The following is a 23,206-nucleotide window of genomic DNA, read 5'->3' on the forward strand; positions in this document are numbered from 1 at the left end:
AAAGAATTATTCACTGATAACGCGGAGAATTGCCGCTCAATTTTCTACTGTCGGGCATTTCGATGAAACGTGTTTCTCAATTGACCGCACTCGCCCTACTGATGGGGCTTGCTGCTACTTCCACCCTCGCCGCTGAAACCATGCCAACGCTCGCGCTTTCCACCCTGCAACAGCAGAATGGCGTCACCATTGATACCCGTCTCAGCGCTTTCTATAACGGTTGGCCGCAAAACGCCAACGGCACGCAAGGCCATGAGCCGCAGGCGCTGAATCTTTCCGCCAACTGGCTTAGCGCCATGAGCGACGAGCAAATCAGCGACTGGGCTAAGCAACATAATTTACAGGCGGCAACGCCGATTGCGCTGTACGGCAATGCGGACGACAACGCCAAAGTCGCAGCACGGCTTCAGTCCGCCGGATTTACCCATCTCAGCACGCTCGGCGATGCCCTGAGCCAGGCAGATCGTCTGCAAAAGCTGCCGCATTTTGAGCAACTGATTTATCCGCAGTGGCTGCACGACCTTCAGCAGGGTAAAAAGGTGACCGCCGCCCCTGCCGGACAATGGAAGGTGTTTGAAGCCGCCTGGGGCGCGCCGAAGTTTTATTTGCTCAACCATATTCCGGGTGCCGGTTATATCGACACCAACGAGGTTGAAAGCGAGCCGCTGTGGAATAAAGTCTCCGACGAGCAGCTTAAAGCGATGCTGGCAAAACACGGTATTCGCCATGACACCACGGTGATTCTGTACGGTCGAGACGTGTATGCCGCAGCCCGCGTGGCGCAGATCATGCTGTATGCTGGGGTAAAAGATGTGCGCCTGCTCGATGGCGGCTGGAAAACCTGGTCCGATGCCGGGCTGCCGGTCGAGCGCGGAACGCCGCCGAAACAGAAATCCGAGCCGGATTTCGGCACGACGATTCCGGGTCAGCCACAGCTGATGCTCAATACCGAACAGGCTCGCGCCCTTCTGCATCGTCAGGACGCTTCGCTGGTAAGCATTCGTTCCTGGCCGGAGTTTATTGGCACCACCAGCGGCTACAGCTACATCAAGCCGATGGGTGAGATTGCCGGTGCCCGCTGGGGCCACGCCGGAAGCGACTCTACCCATATGGAGGATTTCCATAACCCTGACGGTACCATGCGCAGCGCCGATGATATCGCCGCCATGTGGAAATCATGGAATATTCTGCCAAGCCAGCAGGTCTCTTTCTACTGCGGCACCGGCTGGCGCGCCTCAGAAACGTTTATGTACGCCCGGGCAATGGGCTGGCAAAACGTCTCGGTGTACGACGGCGGCTGGTACGAGTGGAGCAGTAATCCGAAAAACCCGGTTGAAACTGGCGATCGCAAACCGGAGTGATATCGTGGTTTTGATGCCGGGCGAGGGATTTGCCCGGCACGCTAACAACAAAGGACGATGAAATTGACCATTAATACCGATTATATCGAGAATCTTATTCTGACATTCATGGTGGTTTTACCCATTGTGGCCACCGTAGCTGTTGCATGGCAAACCTGGTATAAACATAAGTCCGATCCCGACACTTTCGGCAAACACTGGCGCGTATGGCGCAATGCAATCCTGACGATAGTTATTAGCGCTGTAGTAGGTTTTGGCCTGGTGCTGGCCAGTCTTACAAACTAATTCACTCCTGATTCGCCGTACCACCAGCGCTCTCATTTTCTTTTAGAGTCAGACACCCGCGTAAAGGTCGTAAGAACCCATAGCCCGGCTAAGCGCAGCGCGAGCCGGGTGGAAACAGCGCCAGCGAATCAGACTCAACACATTTCCCGGAGGCGATGCTACGCATCTGTCCGGGCTACCGGACCGCAGACGACGGTGAACCCGCCGCCCGGCATCAAACATGCTCACTAAACTCCCACCTGTTTAAGTGTGACATAACCACTCCACACCCGCGTAAAGGTCGTCAGCCAGCACAGCGCGCCAAAAATCCACGCCAACCAGGCAAACCATTCCGGAAACAGGCAGCCCAGCACAAACAGCGCGATGGTCTCCGTCCCTTCCGTTAGTCCGCCAATATAATAAAACGATTTATGGGCATAGCCTGGATTATCTATCTGATGCTTCGCCGCCAGCGCGGCAAAGGCCAGAAAGCTGCTGCCGGTACCGATAAAAGCAAACAGCAGCCAGCCGCCCGCCAACGCATTGTGCGTCGGGTCGGCGAGGATAAAGCCAAACGGCACCAGCGCGTAAAACAGGAAATCGAGCGAAATATCCAGAAAGCCGCCCGCGTCGGTCAGCCCGCGCCGCCGGGCCAGCGCGCCGTCTAAACCGTCCAGCAGGCGATTGAATACTATCGCCGCCAGCGCCGCCTGATACCAGCCCAGCGCCAGGAACGGCAGCGCCAGCACGCCAATCGCAAAACCAAACAACGTCAGGCCATCGGGAGAAATTGCAGGGCGATCCAGCAGCGCGGCGATGGCGTTGAGCACGGGTTTAAGTCGAGGATGTAAATGGCGGTCAAGCACGGAGTCTCTCCAGCGGGTTTAGGGTTGTTTGAACGGCAGGAAGGCGGTGATAATAGGCCATTATCCCGCACAGAGCGATGATTCACATGCTAAAAACCATTGATGTTGTTGCCGCCATTATCGAACGCAACGGGCAAATTTTGCTGGCACAACGGCCTGCGCACGCCGACCAGCCGGGGATGTGGGAATTTGCCGGTGGTAAAGTCGAGCCAGGCGAAACACAAGCTCAGGCGCTGACCCGTGAGCTTCAGGAAGAACTCGGGATCGTCGCCCAACCGCAATGCTATATCGCCAGCCATCAGCGCGAAGTCTCCGCCCGCCTGATTCACCTTCACGCCTGGTGGGTCCCGCAATTTAGCTGCGAGCCAACAGCCCACTACCACAGCCAGCTACGCTGGTGCTCGCCGCAGGAAGCCTTAACCTTCAATCTTGCGCCAGCCGACATCCCCCTGCTGGAAGCCTTTATCGCCCAACGTGCATCTCTCCTTTCCCGCTAATTTTGTCAGGCTATTGTCATCGTTTTTGATTATGACCAAAGCCTAATTATAAATTTTGCTTTCTGGACAATTTTTCCTTGCTTAACTAACGATTACCGGTGGTATAGTCGGAAAATCGGCCTTTTCAAGAGCCGAATCATAATAAATAAATGCAATCACAATCATAAGGGGAACTTATATCAATGGATCAGACGTGCACTCTGGAAGGTTTTCTCGCCCGCGTTCAACAGCGCGATCCAAATCAAACTGAATTTGCTCAGGCAGTCCGCGAGGTGATGACTACCCTGTGGCCTTTCCTTGAGGAAAATCCGCGCTATCGTCAGCTGAATTTGCTTGAACGTCTGGTTGAACCAGAGCGTGCTATCCAGTTCCGCGTTGTTTGGGTTGATGACCGTAATCAGGTTCAGGTAAACCGCGCATGGCGCGTGCAGTTCAACTCCGCTATCGGCCCGTACAAGGGCGGTATGCGTTTCCACCCATCGGTAAACCTGTCGATTCTGAAATTCCTCGGTTTTGAACAAACCTTCAAAAACGCCCTGACCACCCTGCCTATGGGCGGCGGTAAAGGCGGTAGCGACTTCGATCCTAAAGGCAAGAGCGATGGCGAAGTGATGCGTTTCTGCCAGGCGCTGATGACCGAACTGTATCGTCATCTTGGCCCGGATACCGACGTTCCGGCAGGTGATATCGGCGTAGGCGGTCGTGAAGTGGGCTTTATGGCCGGGATGATGCGCAAGCTCTCCAACAACAGCGCCTGTGTGTTCACTGGTAAAGGCCTCTCCTTCGGCGGCAGCCTGATTCGTCCGGAAGCAACCGGTTACGGCCTGATCTACTTTACCGAAGCAATGCTGAAACGCCACGGTTTAGGCTTTGAAGGCGCTCGCGTCGCGGTGTCCGGCTCGGGCAACGTCGCGCAATATGCCATTGAGAAAGCGATGGAGCTTGGCGCGCGTGTTATTACGGCTTCCGACTCTAACGGCACCGTGGTTGACGAAGCTGGCTTCACCAAAGAAAAACTGGCCCGCCTGATCGATATTAAAGAGCGCAGCCATGGTCGCGTAGCCGATTACGCCCGCGAGTTCGGCCTGACCTATCTTGAAGGCAAGCAGCCGTGGGGCGTACAGGCAGATATCGCGCTGCCGTGCGCAACGCAGAACGAGCTGGACGTCGATGCTGCCCGTCAGCTGATTGCTAACGGCGTGAAGGCCGTCGCGGAAGGCGCCAACATGCCAACCACTATCGCGGCAACCGACCTGTTCCTCGAAGCGGGCGTCCTGTTCGCGCCGGGTAAAGCGGCTAACGCCGGTGGCGTGGCAACCTCTGGCCTGGAAATGGCGCAGAACGCCGCGCGCATGGGCTGGAAAGCGGAGAAAGTTGACGCGCGTCTGCACCACATCATGCTGGACATCCACCACGCCTGTGTGGAATACGGCGGTGAAGCGAAGCAGACCAACTACGTTCGCGGCGCGAATATCGCCGGTTTCGTGAAGGTCGCTGACGCCATGCTGGCTCAGGGTGTGATTTAAGACACCGATAACGCCTCACTGAAACAGGTGGGGCGTTTCTTTTTTGTTACTAAACTTCTTTACGGCAATGGGTAATAGCTGCTTTCCAGACCACACTGCGTGATTAACTGTTTTGCCAACGCTTGCGCCTCTGCAATTTCCTCAGGTGACATCGCTCGCTTTATTCTCAACTTCATCCCTGCCGGGCCATAAATAAGCGCCCATGCCCATGCATCGACGTTACTTTTCTCGGTCCCGCATCCACGGTGATACAGCGTAGAAAGCGCATCCTGAGCTTGTTTGTGCCCCCTGAGCGCCGCCCGCGCGCACCAGGTAAAGCCCTGTTCCTCATCCTTCTCCACGCCCTCGCCGCCTTCCAGATAGATCTTATGCAGCATAAATGCCGCATCGGTATCCTCGCCTTGTTCAAAGGCCTGCGTAAACCAGTAAACAGCCTGGCGATAATCAGAAAGGTGATTTTTATACAACTGCGCAAGGTTAAACTGGCTATCCTTATCGCCCTGTTCTGCCGCGAGCGTGTACCATTTGCATGCCTGATGGGAATCCTGATTCACACCATCTCCATCCTCAAACATAATGGCCACTCTATTTTGTGCTGCTGCGATCCCTTGCAACGCAGAGGCATGGATATAATGAAAAGCCATACGACTGTTTTGCTCCACACCAACACCATCAAGGTAGAGCATCCCAAGGGCAAATTGTGCATGGCTGTAGTTCTGTTCGGCCGCGAGACTTAGCCAATAAAACGCCTGTTTCGCATCGCTGTTGGTAATTTCCCCGAGCCGATGCATATCACCAAGATAAAATTGCGCACAAGAATCATTTTGTTCAGCGGCTTTACTAAACCATTCATATGCCAGGGTGTAATTCTGCGGGATACCCTGCCCGTAATAATATTTATGCCCAAGTTCATTTTGCGCATTAACAAAGCCCTGTATGGCCGATTGATAACACCATTCAAACGATTTTTGCTGATCTTTTTCCACCCCCAGCCCATCCCGGTAGAGAATACTCAGATTATGTTGCGCGGTGCTTTCACCCTGGTCAGCGGCCCTGATATACCACGCCCTGGCCTGGTGATAATCCTGCGCGACGCCCCAGCCATGAAAGTACATGATTCCCAGTTCACTTTGCGCGAAATCATAACCACTCTCTGCACTTTTAACGCACCAAGCAAAAGCCTTAGCCAGATCCGCTTCAACACCCGTCCCGTTACGTAACATCTTTGCCACTTCAAGCTGTGACCAGTTATGTCCCTGTTCAGCGGCTTTCAGATACCACTCAAACGCCAACATCTGATTCTGCTCAATACCGGAACCTGACTTATACATAAATCCCACGGAATATTGCGACTTGTCATCGCCCTGCAGCGCGGCCTGCATAAACCATTTAAACGCTTGTTGCGTATTTGCCTCAACGCCAACGCCATCGCGATACAGGGTTCCAAGGTTGTGCTGGGCAGAAATATGCCCTGACTCCGCCGCGCGGGTAAACCAGTACGCCGCCTGGGTATCGTCTTTTTCGACATCAGCACCAATATAATATTTTTGTGCGAGCTTGTTATAGGAGAAAACATGGCCTTGTTCTGCGGCGCTTAGATAACTGCTAACCACCATTGATGATGCGTAACCATTATTCTGTACGTTCAGCGCGTTAATTAGCTTGCGATAACTTTGTTTATGCACCGCCGCCAGTGCATGAAAACGGTCGGACAAAGACCACGCACGGCGTTCTTTATCCGGTTTATATGACCATTCAACCAATTCTGTGAGCTGACGTAAAAATGATACCGACAGCGAAAGCTGATCAATCTGCATCAGCAGCGCAAAATCAAACCACTTCTTACTTTTCTCGTTATCCCGTAAGGAATAATAGCTATCTTTAATTTTATCGCCGTATTCAACTTCATCAATAGCCGACATCTCGGCAAAGAAATAAGGTGCAATCTCTTTTTCAATATTACGATACAGAATACAGCCTTCGTTTATCGCCGTCTGGATACTGGCCTGAGCGCCCCCCGCAACCAGATGCCAGCGAAAGGTTTTTGCCGCGGCTAATACCAGTAACGGGCGCGATATCTGGTGCAGGTTGACCAGCAACGCCTCCTCAAAACGTATGCGCGATTTGAGGTCCAGAAGTTCGAGTTCATTCAAAGCGCTTTCTAGCTGCTTCTGCGCATTTTCCGGGAGCTTTTCATTCGCCAGAAACAGGCGCTCCAGAACATTTTGCCAGTTCAAAGACGCGCTCACCGCGCCCGGAGATCGGCGCTGGATTCGTATTCGTGGCTGAGGCATATCAACAATATCTTGACGAATATTGATATTATCCCGTTCGGTGTGTTCTTCTTCATCTGGAAAGACATCGTCCACCTCTTCCCAGCTCAGCGCCGCTTCATAGGCGTTACGTAGCCGCTGATACGCCTGCGGATCGTCCTCCGGACGATTGACCTTCACTAATTGCGCAAAGCGCCGCTTAATTTCACGCAGCTCGACTCCCGGCTCCAGGCCTAATATTTCCCAGCACGTCATACCTGCAAACCTCCCTTCCATGGCTCAGTACCTATACCTCGATATTACCGTATTTACCTTAACTGATATCTTCTAATATATTGATGAGCAATATCTTCCGCTTCAGCTAATTCTCTGGCGGATAATTTACGACGAATCTTGCCTTTATCTATTTCAGGATGTGGAGTCGACGAAATAATTATCCAGACCCAAGCCAAAATATAGTTAGTATCGGTTCCAAAACCGTTAGCATACATAAATGCAACCACCTCCTGAGCTCCTGCGTGATTGAGCTTAGCGGCTTTTTCATACCAAAATAAGCTGGAGCTGTAATCTTTTCCTATTATACCCTCCCCGCGCATGTAGATCTTCCCCAGCATGACTGCCGCATCAACGTTCTCCTGCTGCCCGGCAGCCGTAAACCAGAATATGGATTTCTGTATATCTCGGGGTACTCCAGTTTCTTCAAAATACATAAAGCCTAATTTAAACTGAGCATCGCCATATTCCTGCTCGGCCGATTGCATTAACCAATATTGCGCCTTTGCATAATCTGGCTGCATTATTTCATCATCACTGTATAGCTGCCCAAGATTATATTGGGCAATAGCATCTCCTTGCTCTGCGGATTTGGAGTACCATTCAATAACCATCTGATAATTTTGCTCAATGCCACGTCCGTGATAATACATCATTGCGACTTCATTCTGTGCAGGTGCATATCCTTGCCGTGCGGCTTTAAGAAAATAATCATAGGCCAATTGATAGTTAATCGGGCCAGACAGGCCATCACGATACAATATACCTAGATTATATTGGGCAACATCACAATGTTGCTCAGCGGCCAAAGTGAACCATCTCAACGCCTGCTGGTAATTTCGGCTGCCTGTTGTTTCGTTATAATACAACCAACCCAGATGGTTTTGGGCATGAGCAAATCCCTGCTGCGCCGCTTTCTGGAACCAATAAAATGCCTTTACATAATCTTGCATATCCGAGGTTTCGCAGATATAAATTCGACCAAGATCGTATTGTGCATAGACATTTTCTTGCACTGCACTCTTCATAAGCCAATATATAACCTGTTGAAAATCCTGATTTGTCCCCTTACCTTCGCGGTAGCAAACGCCTAATGAATGCTGTGCATCGGCATGCCCCTGCTTTGCTGCACAGGAGAACCAGAAGAAAGCGCGATTATCATCCTGTTCGACATCTTCTCCCTGCTCATAGAGCAGTCCGAGGTTATAGCGTGATATCGCATGCTTTTGCTCCGCCGCTTTGGCATAACTCACTGATGTTTTCGATGTATGGTAAACGCCGTCGGCTGCGCTGATAGCAGCGCACAGTTTTTCATACCCCAGCGGGTGGATTATCTCTAACGCGTGAAAACGTTCAGAAAGCGACCAGCAACGAATGCTTTTATCTGGCTTAACTGACCATTCAAGCTTCTCAACTATAAAACCCAGAAATGCACTGGAGAGATCGTATCTGACGATTTGCATTAATACCGCTGCATCAAACCACGGTCTGTTTTCCGCATCATCAGCATAGTTCTGATAAATACGTTTAAGCCGATCGCCGCTTTCAATTTCATCAATAGCCGACATATCAGCAAAAAACAGCGGTGCAATTTCCGCTTCATTCAGTAACCAAAGCGTACGCTTGTCATTAATCGCGCAGCAGGCAGCCTGATGATTGCCCCCGGATGTCAAATACCATTTAAATTTTTCTGCCGCCGCCAGCGTCAGCAAAGGACGAAATACCCGACTCAAATTTAAAGCCAGATGTTCCTCAAACTGTAAACGTGCTTTCAGGTCGGAAGAAGAAAGCCTGGCGACAGCCTCAGTTAACTGGGCTTCAGCCTGCTGAGGCTTGCTCTCGTTGACTAAGAATAGATCGTCAAGCACGCTTTGCCAGCTTAGCGTCGCGCTTACCACGATGGGATTTTGATGATGGATGCGGGCTGATATATTTACTGTCGGAAATCTAATACGCGTGGGCGTGGCGCGCTTCGACACCGGCTCTTCATCGTCCCACACATCGCCATCTCTAATTGGATTCTCTTCACTAGATAGCGCCTGCTCGTAGGCATCGCGTAACCTCTGATAGACAACCGGATCGTCCTCCGGACGATTGACCTTCACTAACTGCGCAAAGCGGCGCTTAATTTCACGAGGCTCTGCTCCTGGCTCCAGGCCTAATATTTCCCAGCACGTCATCTCAGAACTCCTTTTCTTCTTTCATCTTTATTTAAGCTGAAATATCCGCCGATACCTTGCAGCCATCGCTTGCGCTTCCGTCATCTCCTCAGCGGATAATTTTTGCCGCACGGTTTCTTTATCGATATAGGGATTATCGCCTCCGGCAATAATGATCCACGCCCAGGCCTCAAGATAGCTCTGCTCTTTACCCGTCCCGAGGGCATACATCGCTGCAAATTTTCCCTGAGCCTGGACGAAACCTAATCTGGCCGCTTTTTCATACCAGTAGAAGGCATTATTTTGGTCTTTTTTTACACCATCTTTGCCGGCGGCATAAATCTCTGCGAGGATAAATGCCGCTTGCGCCACGCCCCGCTGACCCGATTCCGAAAACCAGTGAACCGCCTGCTCAATATCAGCGGCAATATGTTCACCGCGGTAATAAAGACACCCCAGCTCAAACATCGCCTCGCCAGATCCATGCTCCGCCGCTTTGCTGTACCAGGTCAATGCTTTTTGACGATCGGGGGGCGCTAATTCCCCTTCATTATAGATTTTACCTAACCAATATTGCGCGTCGCCGTTATTCTGCTCTGCGGCTTTGGTATACCAGACCAGCGCCTGCTGCACATCGCGTTCTACCGCTTGCCCATTGTAATACAGATGCGCCAGCTCAAGCTGCGCCGCGGTATTCCCCTGTAGCGCAGCCTGACGAAAAAGTCCAAATGCCCGCAGGCAATCCGTGTCGATACCGTCGCCGACAAGACAGATAACGCCTAGCGCATATTGCGCATAATCATCATTCTGTTCCGCCGCTCGGGAAAACCATAAAATTCCCTGCTGACGATTTCGGGTGACCCCAAAACCGCCTGTGTATAAACGACCCAGCGCATACTGCGCGCTCGCATGGCCTTGCTCCGCTGCCTTGCTGTACCATTGAAACGCCGCGTTGTTATTACGTTTTCGTTCATAAAGCTGGGCAAGATGATACTGAGCGGGCGCCAGTCCCTGCTCTGCGGCGCGTAGATACCAGTGCATAGCCTGCGACTCATCTTGCGGAACGCCAAAACCACCGTAATACATTTTTCCGATGGAAAAACAGGCTTCGATATCGCCCTGCTCAGCAGCTTTAAGACGCGCAGACAAGACTTTCGAGACTTGATAACCATCCGATTCCAGCTGAAGCGCGCGCACGACTTTTTGATACGCGGATTGATGAATAGATGCCAGAGCACGGAATCGCTCATTCAGATTCCAGACCAGTACCGACTTTTCCTCATCTAAACTTTGGGCTCTCTGTATTTTCTCCGTCTGCGTCGTCCACCTGATTTTTTCACTTATCATGCCCAGATAATCAGCAGAGAGCACAAGCCCGGCTATTTTCAGCAGTACGGCGATATCAAACCATTGCAGGCTTTGCGCATCGTGCTCCAGTGCGGCAAAAATAGCGTAGAGCTTTTCGCCGCACTCTACTTCCTCAATGCAGCTCATGCCGTTAAAGAAAAGCGGCGCAATATCCCGCTCAATGCGCCGATAGATCAGGCAATGGTCATTAATGGTGTTTCGCGCACCAGTATCATCCTTATCCGTCACCAGATGCCATTTAAACTTTTCCGCCGCCGTCAGCATCAACAAAGGACGATGGTCCCGCGCCAGCTTTGCCATCAGAGTGGTTTCAAACTGTAGCCGGGATTGCAGGTCAAATGCGACGAGATCCACCAGCGCCCGCTCCAGCTGCAAGTCGACAGCTTCCGGGAGGTGTTTATTTTCCACCAACAGAGCCTCCAGCACGTCAGCCCAGCCATTCTCCCGGGTAACCGGAGGTGGTGGGCTAACGGGCGTGACGCGCGGCAAAACAACCGGTCTGACGCCCGCGGTAGTGCAAGGTTCAACGTGTGGCTGCGAGCTGTGATCATCCGTACAAGCCAGCGCCTGCTCGTAGGCATCGCGTAATCTCTGATAGACAGCCGGATCGTCCTCAGGGCGGTTAACCTTTACCAACTGCGCAAAGCGGCGCTTAATTTCGCGCGCCCCGGTTCCCGGCTCCAGGCCTAATATTTGCCAGCAGTTCATAGCAGGCGGTCCGTATCTATACCGTCGAGAATTTGATTAACCTGTTCGCGGAAGGCGATGATCTGATCGTTTTCCTGCTTTTCCAACAGATAGCTGAACTTCCGCGAGCACTCGCTGACCCATTCACGTGCATCGCCAAGGCTCAACTGATAGAGATGATCGAGACGGGCCATCAGCGCCTGGTTCGCCTGTTCATCGCGTGGGTGAATTTTCAGCGTGCTGAGTTTGGCCTGCGACTGTTGGATCTGATCTTCCGTCAAAGTGCCCGGATGCTGTTGAATAAGCAGACTGCTGCGGTTGCCGGTTAACGGTACATGAATATCAACATCGAGCAGCCCGTTAATATCGTAGGTAAAACGAACTTGTATTTCCACCTGCCCCGCCGGTTTTGGCGGCACGGCAATAGACATTTCGGCCAGAAAGATATTGTCCTCCACCATCCGGCTCTCGCCCTGGTAGATTTTAAAATCCACATTAGTCTGGTCGTCATTAACGGTATAAAAATTCCGCACCCGACTACAGGGGATGCTACGGTTGCGCTCAATAATTGGCGCAAAGTAGCCCGACTCTCGCGTGTGACCCAGCGACCTTGAGGTATCGACGCCCAGGGTGTAAGGGCAAACATCAGTGACCACCACATCCTCAAGTTCACGATTGCGAGCCTTGAGCGCAGCCTGAATCGCCGCTCCCTGGGCAATCACTTCATCCGGGTTCAGATGCATCGCAGGCAAGCGGCCAAAGAGCTGCGCCACCAGCTTGCGAATTAGCGGCATCCGCGTGGTTCCGCCTACCAGAACAATCTGGTCCAACTGCGAGATATCCAGTCGGGCATCGCGAATCGCCATTTCCAGAGGTTCCCGAATGCGGGCGAAAAAAGATTCCAGCAGCAATTCAAAATCCGCCTCGGTAATTTGCCACTGATAACGCTCACTCTCGATTTCCACGCTGAAAACCGCCGTTTCACGCAGGCTCAGTGCCCGCTTAACCCGTTCGGCTTCTACTCGTAGCTGCCGTTGTAGAGTCGGCTCCCGCCATTCGATCTCTTCCGGGAATTCCTGCTGATGGCGAAAGGCCTCGACCAGAATATCCACGATATCCTCACCGCCGAGGAAGTTATCCCCGGCGCTGGCGCGCACTTCCATAATATTGTCGAATAATTCCAGAATAGAGACGTCGAACGTACCGCCGCCCAGGTCGAAGACTAAAAACTGATGTTCATCTTCCTGATTGTGTAAGCCATAGGCCAGCGCGGCAGCAGTCGGCTCGTTAATTAAGCGCTCAACGGTCAACCCGGCCATGCTGGCGGCGATTTTGGTCGCTTTACGCTGCACGTCACTAAAGTAGGCGGGAACACTAATCACCGCCTCCGTCACCGGTTCGCCCAAAAAATTCTCGGCATCTTCTTTTAGCTGACGCAATACCAGTGAGGAAAGCTCCTCCGGGCGAAACGCCTGTTTCCCCAGCATAATGGTCTGCGAGGTGCCCATAATCCGCTTGAAGTTCGCCGCGCAGTTTGCCGGACGCACCAGTTGCAGGTCGCGGGCCGCTTCGCCCACCAGCACCATGCCGTCATCATCGACGCTCACCACGCTCGGGGTGAGCAATTTACCCAACGCATTGGGAATTAATACCGCTTTTCCCTCCTGCCAGACCGCAACCAAACTGTTTGTTGTACCTAAATCTATTCCAATAATCATTTATCATCCCTGTTTATATAGACCAGAAAAAGTTTGTCAGCGCTAAATACTAATCCATCATAAAGTTTTTGAGAATAAACTAAAGCATTTGGCAATGACTAACCTTTAATTCTACACATAAGAACCCAGGCAATAGAAAACCGACCATTTAATATATTAACGAGAAGAATATATCATTAAGAATAGTAATTTGAAGTTGAGGGAAGTGAATATTTAAAAATGGGGCATTTTACAAATTGGATGCTATTTTGGTCTCTGTTTTCCGCCCCGGCGATTTACACCTTCCCGGGGCAGAAAACTCACGCAGTTGCCTCTCCGCCCGCCTCATCTGCTGGCCGTGATTTTTTCGCCGTACGTTTACGCGGAGCGCTCTTCTTCTTGCCGTCGCCCGGCGCGACAATGCCGCGGAAGCGGCGAACCGGGGTACTGCGCGCCTGGTCGATAAGCTGGAACAGCGTGCCTACCAGCGGTTGCATAAAGTCCTGATAGCGGCACTGCTTTTCGCTGATTTGCGTCAGGATCGACTCCCAGTGGGCAGTCATATCCGGACGGGTTGCCATTTCGGGCAGCGAATGGAACAGCGCCTTCCCGGCCTCGGTTGAGTGAATATAGCGCCCCTTCTTGGTCAAGAAACCGCGCTTAAACAGCAGCTCGATAATCCCGGCGCGGGTTGCCTCCGTACCCAGACCGTCAGTCGCGCGCAGGATCTTCTTCAGATCCTTATCCTGCACAAAGCGGGCTATCCCGGTCATCGCCGACAAGATCGTCGCGTCGGTGAAATGACGCGGCGGCTGAGTCTGACGCTCCACGACTTCGCCCTTTTCGCACAGCAGCTCGTCGTTTTTCGCGACTATCGGCAGCGGCGTCCCGTCGTTTTCCTCATCGCGCTCTTTATTACCCAGCAGCGTTCGCCAACCGGCTTCCGCCAGGAAACGGGCTTTGGCGATAAATTTGCCGTTGGCGATATCGAGATCGATCTGGCATTTGCGAAACACCGCATCCGGGCAAAACTGCATCAGGTACTGACGAGCAACCAGGCCGTAGACCTTTTCCTCGTTGTCGCTGAGCTTAACCTGCGAACTGCGCGCGGTGGGAATAATGGCATGGTGCGCATCGACCTTTTTATCATCCCAGCAGCGATTGCGGATCTCCGGGTCCACTACCGGCTGCGGTAGCAGGTCTGCCGCGTGCACGCTAATGGCGTTAAGCACCGCATGACGACCGGCAAAATGCTCCTCCGGCAAATAGCGGCTATCCGAACGCGGATAGGTAATGAGTTTGTGGGTTTCATACAGCTTCTGGCAGATATCCAGCACGTTCTGCGCGCTAAAACCAAAGCGCTTCGCGGCTTCAATCTGTAGCGCGGAAAGCGAGAACGGTAGCGGCGCAGGCTCGGAATCCCGCTTGTCGTTATAAGCAGTCACCGTCGCCGGTTGGCCTTCAATGCGCTTAACAACGTGTTCGGCAAGCGGACGATGGAGCAAGCGCCCCTCTTCGTCCTGATATGACTCACAGGCTTCGCTTGGCACCCAGTTAGCGACAAAGCGTTCATCCTTCGGCGTGACGATATGCGCCTTCACGTCGAAGAAATCTTTAGCGACGAAGTTTTCAATCTCTTCATCGCGGCGCACCACCAGGCCAAGCACCGGGGTCTGCACGCGCCCGACGGATAACACGCCCTGATAACCCGCGTTACGCCCGAGAATAGTATAGGCACGAGTCATGTTGATCCCGTACAACCAGTCGGCGCGGGCGCGGGCCAGCGCCGAGACGCACAGCGGAATAAATTCACTGTTGGCACGCAGGCGATTTATCGCCCGCTCCACCGCCTGCGGGTTAAGGTCGTTAATCAGGCAGCGCTGTACCTGCTGGCGCTTTTCCGGCGCCAGCTGCAGATAATCCAGTACCTCATCTACCAACAGTTGACCTTCCCTGTCCGGGTCACCCGCGTGAATCACTTCCTGGGCATCGCCGAGCAAGCGCTTAATCACGTTAAGCTGTTTGGTCACAGACGGTTTGGGTTGAAGCTGCCACTTCTCAGGCACGATGGGCAGGTCGAGCAGGTTCCAGCGCGCATAGCGCCCGTCATAGACGTCAGGCTGCGCCTGCTCCAGCAGGTGGCCGATACACCAGGTGACCACCTGTCCGTTACCGCACTCAATGTAGCCGTCGCCTTTACGATGTGGTTTTGGCAACACCTCAGCGATGGCGCGACCGAGACTTGGTTTTTCCGCAATAAACAGCCGCATGAAATCAACGGATCTCGATCATTGGGCGACCGCCGCGGGCGGTGACCAGCTCGCCGATGGCGGCAAGCGTAATACCATACTCAGCCGCCGCGGCCTGAACCTCAGCTTCCGCATCCGGCGTTACCGCCAGCAGCAGACCGCCGGAGGTTTGCGGGTCGCACAGCAAATCGCGCCACTCTGGCGGCATTTCGCCCATCAGATGACCGTAGCTGGCAAAGTTACGCCCGGTACCGCCGGGTACCGCGCCCGCGGCAATATACGCTTCCACACCAGGCAGTTTCGGGATATCCGCGTAAGTTAGCTGCGCCTGCACGCCCGCGCCACGGCACACTTCGCTCAGGTGGCCAAGCAGCCCAAAGCCGGTGACGTCGGTCATCGCTTTTACGCCTTCAATGTTGGCAAACGCTGAACCAACGAGGTTCATCTGGCACATGGTTTCCGTCGCCAGCCCCTGATGCTCAGGCTTCAATAGCGATTTTTTCTCGGCGGTAGTCAGCACGCCGATACCCAGCGGTTTAGTGAGATACAGTTTGCAGCCGGCCTGAGCGGTGCTGTTTTTCTTTACCCGCTCGGTCGGCACCACGCCGGTCACCGCGAGGCCGAAAATAGGTTCCGGGGCATCAATCGAGTGGCCGCCCGCAAGGGCAATACCCGCCTGCTGGCAGGCAAAGCGCCCGCCATCGACGACCTGACGGGCGATTTCCGGTGCCAGGGTATTAATCGGCCAGCCGAGAATGGCAATCGCCATGATCGGTTTACCGCCCATCGCGAAAATATCGCTGATGGCGTTGGTCGCGGCAATGCGTCCGAAGTCGAACGGGCTATCGACGATCGGCATAAAAAAGTCGGTGGTGCTGACAATTGACGTGCCGTTACCGAGGTCATAGACGGCGGCATCATCGCTGGTCTCATTGCCCACCAGCAGGTTCGGGTCGATAAACTTCGCCCGGTCACTCTGCAGAATCGTTTCCAACACTTTAGGGGAAATTTTACACCCGCAACCGGCTCCGTGGCTGTATTGCGTTAAACGAATAGCTTGCTCGCTCATGGACATCTCCTGTCATTGCAATCCCGCTATGGTAGCGCCCAAATGCCAAGGTGATAAGTACGACAGTCCTAAATCGCGCATAGTTGCTCATTAAGCAGACAAAAAACCGATTTTGCGATACAGAACCCTTTTTTTAACGCCATTTTAACCTTTACTAAAAGATGACAGAAATGTGACAAAAATAATTCTGTTTCATCTGGACATATAACAACGTAAGGAAATTTTAATGAAAAAGCGCGTTCTCGCCCTTTGCCTGGCCAGTTTCTTCTCCATTAACGCTTTCGCCCTGGCTCCAGCCGGTAACGACGTCACCACTAAACCCGATCTCTACTATCTGACCAATGCCCAGGCCATTGATAGCCTGGCGCTGCTGCCGCCGCCACCGGAAGTAGGAAGCATCGCGTTTTTAAACGATCAGGCAATGTATGAAAAAGGCCGTCTGCTGCGCGGCACCGAGCGCGGTAAATTAGCCGTGGAAGACGCAAACCTGAGCGGCGGCGGCGTGGCCAATGCCTTCTCCGGCGCCTTCGGCTCGCCCATCACCGCGAAAGATGCGCCGGAGCTGCATAAGTTACTGACCAATATGATTGAAGATGCTGGTGACCTGGCGACGCGCGGCGCGAAAGAGAAGTATATGCGCATTCGGCCATTTGCGTTTTATGGTGTCGCCACCTGCAACACCACCGAGCAGGATGCGCTGTCGAAAAATGGTTCCTATCCTTCCGGGCATACGTCTATCGGTTGGGCAACGGCGCTGGTGCTGGCTGAGGTCAATCCACAGCGGCAAAACGAAATTCTTAAACGCGGATTTGAGCTGGGTGAGAGCCGGGTCATTTGCGGTTATCACTGGCAGAGCGACGTAGACGCGGCGCGGATTGTCGGCTCAGCAGTGGTTGCCACGCTGCATACCAATCCGGCCTTCCAGCAACAGTTGCAGAAAGCGAAAGACGAATTCGGTGACTACTCCCCACAGTAAACGGCGAGGCTTCCCACTTCTCAGGCTGCCACTGGCACAACGCCAGACTGACGCAAGCCTCGATGGGCTTTGACGGCAAGTCCTGCCGCCATTAATTCTGTTATGCCCTTGCGCTGGATGTTGATCGCCGCGTTGATATCGCGGTCATGGTCAGCATGACAGCCGGGGCAAGTCCATTCGCGTACTTTCAGCGGCATTTCCACCATCTTATAGCCGCAACAATGGCACGTTTTCGAGCTGGCGAACCACTGATCCAGTCTGACCAGGTGAACTCCTGCCGACTCCGCTTTGTAGGCGAGTTTCGCCACAAACCCGGACCATGCAGCATCCCCGATATGACGGGCAAGGCGACGGTTTTTCATCATGTTTGCTGACTTCAGCGTTTCCACAATCACCGCTTGATTTTCGTCGATAATTCGTCTGGAAAGTTTGTGCTGGAAGTCAGCGCGGGCACTGGCTACCCGCTCATGCTGCGCGGCAAGGCGTAAGCGCGCCTTACGGCGGTTTGCGCTCCCCAATTTCTTGCGGGATAGCGCCTTGCTGTCGCGGCGTAAACGGCGGTATGCGTTGACCAGATGGCGAGGATTAGCCACCTTGCCGCCGTCATTGCCAATTAAATAGTGCGATAGCCCCAAATCATAGCCCACCACGGTGGTGATATAAGTCGGCTTTGCTGCCGCTTCCTGTCCATCGTCTGCAAGTATTGAGGCGTAGTATTTGCCCGCTGCGTTGCGGGTGATGGTGATGCTGGAAACCTTACCAACAATCTCACGGTGGACCTTCGCCCGGACAGGTGGGATTTTCGGCAACTGGATAGCGTCAGTGAGTACCTTTCCGTTGGGATGGTAGCTGGATTGCCTGCCGTGCTTGCTTTTGAAGGCAGGGAATTTAGCGCGCTTCTGAAAGAAATTAGCAAATGCCCTGTCCAGATTGATCACCGCTTGCTGTAGCGCCAGGGAGTCGTAGTCTTTGAGCCAGCCATAGCGGCGGGATTTTTTCGCCACGGCCAGCAACGGCTTTATATCGCGTGTTGGTTTGAGAGAAATGCCGTGACGCTGGTACAGGTGGCGGCAGATATGCAGGGCTTTATTATACGCGAACCGAACCGCGCCGAACTGCGCATTTAAGAATGCGGCCTGTTCGTCGGTCGGGTAAATGCGTACTTTGGTCGCTCGCTTCATCTCAATACCGTCAGAAATAAAGTGGTTATTTATACAGTATTTTTGTGGGTAAATTTTGATGCAAAACAACGTTAGGGCCCCTTATATCCCCGCCCGCATTGGACGAGGGTTTACGGGACATTCGCTAAACAGCAGAAGTAACTTCGTCGCCGTTGGATCCCCGGAGGCGGCGCTTGATGCGCCTTGTCCGGGTTACGGACTTAAAGCACAGGCCGGGTCAGGCGCTAGCCGCCACCCGGCCTGACTCAGAAGTGCGTCACAAACGGCGCGGTGTCCGGCAGCGCTATGTTGGTTGAAGCTTTGAGCTGCGGCGTGCCCAGATAGAGAAAACCGACTATTTTATCCTGCTCACGGCAGGAAAATCCTTCACGCACCACCGGGCTCTCGGTTAACGCACCGCTGCGCCAGATACCGTTAAAGCCCTGTGCGACGGCCGCCATCTGCATGGCCATCACCGCGCAGCCCGCCGACATCTCCTGCTCCCATTTCGGCACCTTTGGATGATCTTCACAGTGCGCCACTACGGTAATAATCAGCGGTGCACGAAACGGCGCGCTGCGGGCTTTTTCAATCGCCTTCTCATCTGCCCCTGCCGCCACCGCACCTTTTTCCAGTAGCTGGCTAAAGCGCTCACGCCCTTCATCGGCAATAATAAAGAATCGCCACGGCTGTAGCGTCCCATGGTCCGGCGCGCGCAGGCCTGCACGGAGAATATTTTCCAGCTGTTCACCCGCCGGAGCCGGGTCGGTCAGACGTGAAGCGCTGCGGCGATTAACCAGTAGTTCGAGAGCATCCATCTGTATAACTCCTGTGATGTGATTTTTCATAAAATTAACATGCACAAGGATTTTGTTACAGCCCAACGGGTGATTCCTGCTGACAACCGTCGGCACTCTCTTTAGGATAGCCAGACGCGGCGGCCCCTGATGTCCGCCCATTTTTGATAATGCTTAGGGAGAATACATGCGAACTCTTTGGCGACTGCTCGCCGGAATTTTTAAATGGACATGGCGAGTACTCAACTTCATTCGCCAGCTCGCACTGAACGTGGTTTTCCTGGTGCTGGTGCTGGCCTGCGTCGGCATCTGGGCCCAGTTCAGCAGCAGTACAACAGAGCACACCACTCGCGGCGCGCTGTTGATGGATATCACCGGCGTGGTGGTCGATAAACCTTCGGCCAGCAGCAAACTAGGGGTTATTGGTCGTCAGCTGTTTGGCGCCAGCTCCGATCGTCTGCAGGAAAACTCACTGTTCGATATTGTGCAAACCATTCGTCAGGCGAAAGATGACCGGAACATCACCGGTATCGTGCTGGATCTGAAGAATTTTGCTGGCGGCGATCAGCCGTCGATGCAGTATATCGGCAAAGCGCTGCGCGAATTCCGCGACAGCGGTAAGCCAGTGTATGCCGTTGGCAGCAGCTACAGCCAGGGTCAGTACTATCTGGCTAGCTTCGCCAATAAAATCTGGCTCTCACCGCAGGGCGAAGTGGATCTGCACGGCTTTGCCACCAACGGTCTGTACTACAAATCGCTGCTCGACAAACTCAAAGTCTCTACCCACGTGTTCCGCGTCGGCACCTATAAATCAGCGGTAGAACCGTTTATTCGCGACGATATGTCTCCGGCAGCCCGCGAAGCGGACAGCCGCTGGATTGGCGAGCTGTGGCAGAACTACCTCACCACCATCGCCGCCAACCGCCAGATTACCGCTCAGCAGCTGTTCCCAGGTGCTCAGGGCGTGATTGACGGACTGCGTAAAGTCGATGGCGACACGGCAAAATACGCGCTGGATAACAAGCTGGTTGATGAGCTGGGCACCTCCACGGATGTGGAAAAAGCGCTGACCAAGCAGTTTGGCTGGAGCAAAGCGGATAACAACTACAGCGCTATCAGCTACTACGATTACACGGTGAAAACGCCTGCCGATCAGGGCTCCGCGATCGCCGTTATCTTTGCTAACGGCGCGATAATGGATGGCGAAGAAACGCCGGGTAACGTTGGTGGCGATACGACCGCTGCGCAGATCCGCGACGCGCGTCTGGATCCGAAAGTTAAAGCTATCGTGCTGCGGGTCAACAGCCCTGGCGGCAGCGTCAGTGCCTCAGAGGTGATTCGCGAAGAGCTGGCTGCGGCAAAAGCGGCAGGTAAACCCGTCGTTGTGTCGATGGGAGGTATGGCGGCTTCCGGCGGTTACTGGATCTCAACCCCGGCGGATTACATTGTGGCGAACCCAAGCACCCTCACCGGCTCCATCGGTATCTTTGGGGTGATTAATACCGTCGAGAATACGCTCGGGTCGATTGGCGTACACACCGACGGTGTGGCAACCTCACCGCTGGCCGACGTCTCCACCACCAAAGCGCTGCCGCCAGAAGTGCAGCAGCTGATGCAGTTGACCATCGAAAATGGCTATAAGCGCTTCATCACCCTGGTGGCGACCGCGCGTAAGAGCACGCCTGAGAAAATTGACCAAATCGCTCAGGGCCACGTCTGGACGGGTGAAGATGCGAAGGCTAACGGCCTGGTCGATGGCCTCGGCGACTTCGACGACGCAGTGGCGAAAGCTGCAGAGCTGGCGAAGCTGAAACAGTGGCATATCAATTACTATCAGGAAGATCCCACTTTCTTCTCAATGATGGTAGATAGCCTGACCGGTTCGGTCCGCGCGGCGCTGCCGGCAGCGGTACAAGCGTATCTGCCTGCGCCCGTGGCTGCTGCGGCTAACGCGGTGAAAGCGGAAAGCGACAAGATGGCGGCATTCAACGATCCGCAAAACCGTTACGCGTTCTGTTTAACCTGCGCCAATATACGTTAATCCTCTGCCGCCCCAATCACGGGGCGGCATTTTTACACTTCATCCATTACACACAAAAGCAGCCAACGCCCCTGCAACTTGCGGCGTGTCGGGTATATACTTCGCCGGTCCATATATAACCTAAGCGATGCTATGCAGAAGAAATCTATTTACGTTGCCTATACCGGCGGTACCATTGGTATGCAGCGTTCTGAACACGGCTACATTCCCGTTTCCGGCCATTTACAGCGTCAGCTGGCTTTAATGCCCGAGTTCCACCGCCCGGAGATGCCGGACTTCACCATTCACGAATACGCCCCGCTGATGGACTCTTCCGATATGACGCCAGAGGACTGGCAGCATATCGCTGACGACATTCGTGACCATTATGACCAGTACGATGGCTTCGTTATCCTGCACGGCACGGATACCATGGCGTTTACCGCCTCGGCGCTGTCATTCATGCTGGAAAACCTGGGTAAACCAGTCATTGTGACAGGGTCACAAATCCCTTTGGCCGAGCTGCGCTCTGACGGACAGATTAATCTGCTCAACGCCCTGTACGTCGCCGCCAACTACCCGATTAATGAAGTGTCGTTGTTCTTCAATAACCGCCTCTATCGCGGTAACCGCACCACCAAAGCTCATGCCGATGGTTTTAATGCCTTCGCGTCGCCGAACCTCGCGCCGCTGCTGGAAGCGGGGATCCATATCCGCCGCCTCGGTACGCCTCCGGCCCCGCACGGCGTGGGCGAGCTAATCGTACACCCAATTACCCCGCAGCCGATTGGCGTGGTAACGATTTATCCCGGTATTTCCGCCGATGTGGTACGCAACTTCCTGCTCCAGCCGGTAAAGGCGCTCATTCTGCGCTCATATGGTGTAGGTAACGCTCCGCAAAACGGCGAGTTTATCCAGGTGCTGACCGAAGCCAGCCAGCGCGGCATCGTGGTGATAAATTTGACTCAGTGTATGTCCGGCAAAGTGAATATGGGCGGTTATGCCACCGGTAATGCCCTTGCGCAAGCAGGCGTGATTAGCGGTTTCGATATGACCGTTGAAGCCACGTTGACCAAGCTACACTATTTACTGAGCCAGAATCTGGACGTTGAGGCTATCCGTAGCGCAATGCAGGAAAACCTGCGTGGCGAACTGACCCCCGATGAGTAAGGAGATGCACATGACCCAGCGCGCGCTGTTACTGGTCGATTTACAGAACGATTTTTGCGCCGGCGGTGCGCTTGCCGTCCCGCAGGGCGATAGTACGGTGGACATCGCCAATCGGCTTATTGAATGGAGTCTGCCGAGAGGTGAAACGGTGGTCGCCAGTCAGGACTGGCACCCGGCGAATCACGGCAGCTTTGCCAGCCAGCATCAGGTTGAACCCTATACCCAGGGCGAACTTGATGGCCTGGCGCAAACCTTCTGGCCGGATCACTGCATCCAGAATAGCGAAGGCGCGGCGCTGCATCCGCTGCTTAAACAGCAGGATATTGCCGCCGTGTTCCATAAAGGCGAAAACCCGGTCATTGATAGCTACAGCGCCTTTTTTGATAACGGTCATCGGCAGAAAACGCAGCTTGACGCGTGGTTACGCGAGCGCGGGATTGACGAGCTAACCGTACTTGGCCTGGCAACCGACTACTGCGTGAAGTTTACCGTGCTTGATGCGCTGAATCTGGGCTATTCCGTCAACGTGATTACCGACGGCTGTCGCGGGGTAAATATTCAGCTACAGGACAGCGCACACGCGTTTATGGAAATGGCGGCGGCGGGCGCGACGCTGTATACGCTGGCAGACTGGGAAGAAACTCAGGCGTAACCCTGTCGGCGTCAGACCTCAATATTAACACCGTGCGATCTTTCTCCCGGGGGCGGCGCAAAGCGCCTTGCCCGGGCTACCGGCCCACATGCTTTGGTAGATACTGTGAGCATCGGCAACCATTTTTAGTTGCGGGGCTCTC

Annotated in this window: 17 protein-coding genes; 8 read left to right on the forward strand and 9 right to left on the reverse strand. The window is 53.8% G+C overall.

Going from position 1 to position 23,206, the window contains the following annotated elements; translation table 11 throughout:
- Nucleotides 1-62 precede the first annotated feature (62 nt).
- Nucleotides 63-1,361, forward strand: coding sequence for a sulfurtransferase (locus ACMYSL_RS16930; RefSeq protein WP_434659147.1), 1,299 nt, complete (start codon nt 63-65; stop codon nt 1,359-1,361).
- 57 nt (nt 1,362-1,418) lie between these two features.
- The gene (locus ACMYSL_RS16935) at nt 1,419-1,646 is read left to right on the forward strand and encodes a hypothetical protein (RefSeq protein WP_434659148.1); all 228 of its coding nucleotides are present in this window, start codon (nt 1,419-1,421) and stop codon (nt 1,644-1,646) included.
- 227 nt (nt 1,647-1,873) lie between these two features.
- Here ACMYSL_RS16935 and ACMYSL_RS16940 read toward each other — a convergent pair whose 3' ends face one another.
- Nucleotides 1,874-2,491, reverse strand: coding sequence for a CDP-alcohol phosphatidyltransferase family protein (locus tag ACMYSL_RS16940; protein WP_182238069.1), 618 nt, complete (start codon nt 2,489-2,491; stop codon nt 1,874-1,876).
- 86 nt (nt 2,492-2,577) lie between these two features.
- Here ACMYSL_RS16940 and ACMYSL_RS16945 point away from each other — a divergent pair, with 86 nt between their 5' ends.
- Both ACMYSL_RS16945 and gdhA read left to right on the forward strand, forming a co-directional pair.
- Entirely contained in the window at nt 2,578-2,988 is a 411-nt protein-coding gene (locus ACMYSL_RS16945; protein ID WP_182238067.1) for a pyrimidine (deoxy)nucleoside triphosphate diphosphatase, read from the forward strand.
- Between the two features lie 182 nt (nt 2,989-3,170).
- Entirely contained in the window at nt 3,171-4,514 is a 1,344-nt protein-coding gene (gene gdhA / locus ACMYSL_RS16950) for an NADP-specific glutamate dehydrogenase (protein ID WP_110273561.1), read from the forward strand.
- Nucleotides 4,515-4,573: 59 nt separating this feature from the next.
- Here the strand turns inward: gdhA and ACMYSL_RS16955 are convergent, their stop codons facing one another.
- From ACMYSL_RS16955 to selD, 6 genes are all read right to left on the reverse strand, one after another.
- Nucleotides 4,574-7,042 (reverse strand): J domain-containing protein, encoded by a 2,469-nt coding sequence (locus tag ACMYSL_RS16955; protein WP_434659149.1) that lies wholly within the window; start codon nt 7,040-7,042, stop codon nt 4,574-4,576.
- Nucleotides 7,043-7,095: 53 nt separating this feature from the next.
- Complete coding sequence (locus ACMYSL_RS16960; protein WP_434659150.1) at nt 7,096-9,240, reverse strand: hypothetical protein; 2,145 nt, start codon at nt 9,238-9,240, stop codon at nt 7,096-7,098.
- Nucleotides 9,241-9,267: 27 nt separating this feature from the next.
- Complete coding sequence (locus tag ACMYSL_RS16965; RefSeq protein WP_434659151.1) at nt 9,268-11,295, reverse strand: hypothetical protein; 2,028 nt, start codon at nt 11,293-11,295, stop codon at nt 9,268-9,270.
- The gene (locus ACMYSL_RS16970; RefSeq protein WP_434659152.1) at nt 11,292-12,992 is read right to left on the reverse strand and encodes an Hsp70 family protein; all 1,701 of its coding nucleotides are present in this window, start codon (nt 12,990-12,992) and stop codon (nt 11,292-11,294) included. Before ACMYSL_RS16970 ends, ACMYSL_RS16965 begins: the two co-directional genes overlap by 4 nt.
- 299 nt (nt 12,993-13,291) lie before the next feature.
- A complete protein-coding gene (locus ACMYSL_RS16975; protein ID WP_434659153.1) occupies nt 13,292-15,241 on the reverse strand; it encodes a DNA topoisomerase III in 1,950 nt (649 codons plus the stop codon).
- A gap of 4 nt (nt 15,242-15,245) precedes the next feature.
- Nucleotides 15,246-16,289 (reverse strand): selenide, water dikinase SelD, encoded by a 1,044-nt coding sequence (gene selD / locus ACMYSL_RS16980; RefSeq protein ID WP_434659154.1) that lies wholly within the window; start codon nt 16,287-16,289, stop codon nt 15,246-15,248.
- A gap of 226 nt (nt 16,290-16,515) precedes the next feature.
- Here selD and phoC point away from each other — a divergent pair, with 226 nt between their 5' ends.
- Nucleotides 16,516-17,265: an acid phosphatase PhoC gene (phoC, locus tag ACMYSL_RS16985; protein WP_434659155.1), complete on the forward strand. Its 750-nt coding sequence runs from the start codon at nt 16,516-16,518 to the stop codon at nt 17,263-17,265.
- A gap of 20 nt (nt 17,266-17,285) precedes the next feature.
- Here phoC and ACMYSL_RS16990 read toward each other — a convergent pair whose 3' ends face one another.
- Nucleotides 17,286-18,446, reverse strand: coding sequence for an RNA-guided endonuclease TnpB family protein (locus ACMYSL_RS16990; protein WP_434659156.1), 1,161 nt, complete (start codon nt 18,444-18,446; stop codon nt 17,286-17,288).
- Between the two features lie 245 nt (nt 18,447-18,691).
- Entirely contained in the window at nt 18,692-19,243 is a 552-nt protein-coding gene (locus tag ACMYSL_RS16995; protein ID WP_434659157.1) for an NAD(P)H nitroreductase, read from the reverse strand.
- 166 nt (nt 19,244-19,409) lie between these two features.
- Between ACMYSL_RS16995 and sppA the strand changes: the two genes are divergently transcribed.
- From sppA to pncA, 3 genes are all read left to right on the forward strand, one after another.
- Complete coding sequence (sppA, locus tag ACMYSL_RS17000) at nt 19,410-21,263, forward strand: signal peptide peptidase SppA (RefSeq protein WP_434659158.1); 1,854 nt, start codon at nt 19,410-19,412, stop codon at nt 21,261-21,263.
- Between the two features lie 132 nt (nt 21,264-21,395).
- Nucleotides 21,396-22,412 (forward strand): asparaginase, encoded by a 1,017-nt coding sequence (gene ansA / locus ACMYSL_RS17005; RefSeq protein WP_182238040.1) that lies wholly within the window; start codon nt 21,396-21,398, stop codon nt 22,410-22,412.
- Between the two features lie 10 nt (nt 22,413-22,422).
- Entirely contained in the window at nt 22,423-23,064 is a 642-nt protein-coding gene (gene pncA, locus ACMYSL_RS17010) for a bifunctional nicotinamidase/pyrazinamidase (protein WP_434659159.1), read from the forward strand.
- Nucleotides 23,065-23,206 lie beyond the last annotated feature (142 nt).

It is taken from the genome of Klebsiella sp. MISC125, from assembly GCF_051131775.1.
Lineage (GTDB): Bacteria > Pseudomonadota > Gammaproteobacteria > Enterobacterales > Enterobacteriaceae > Klebsiella.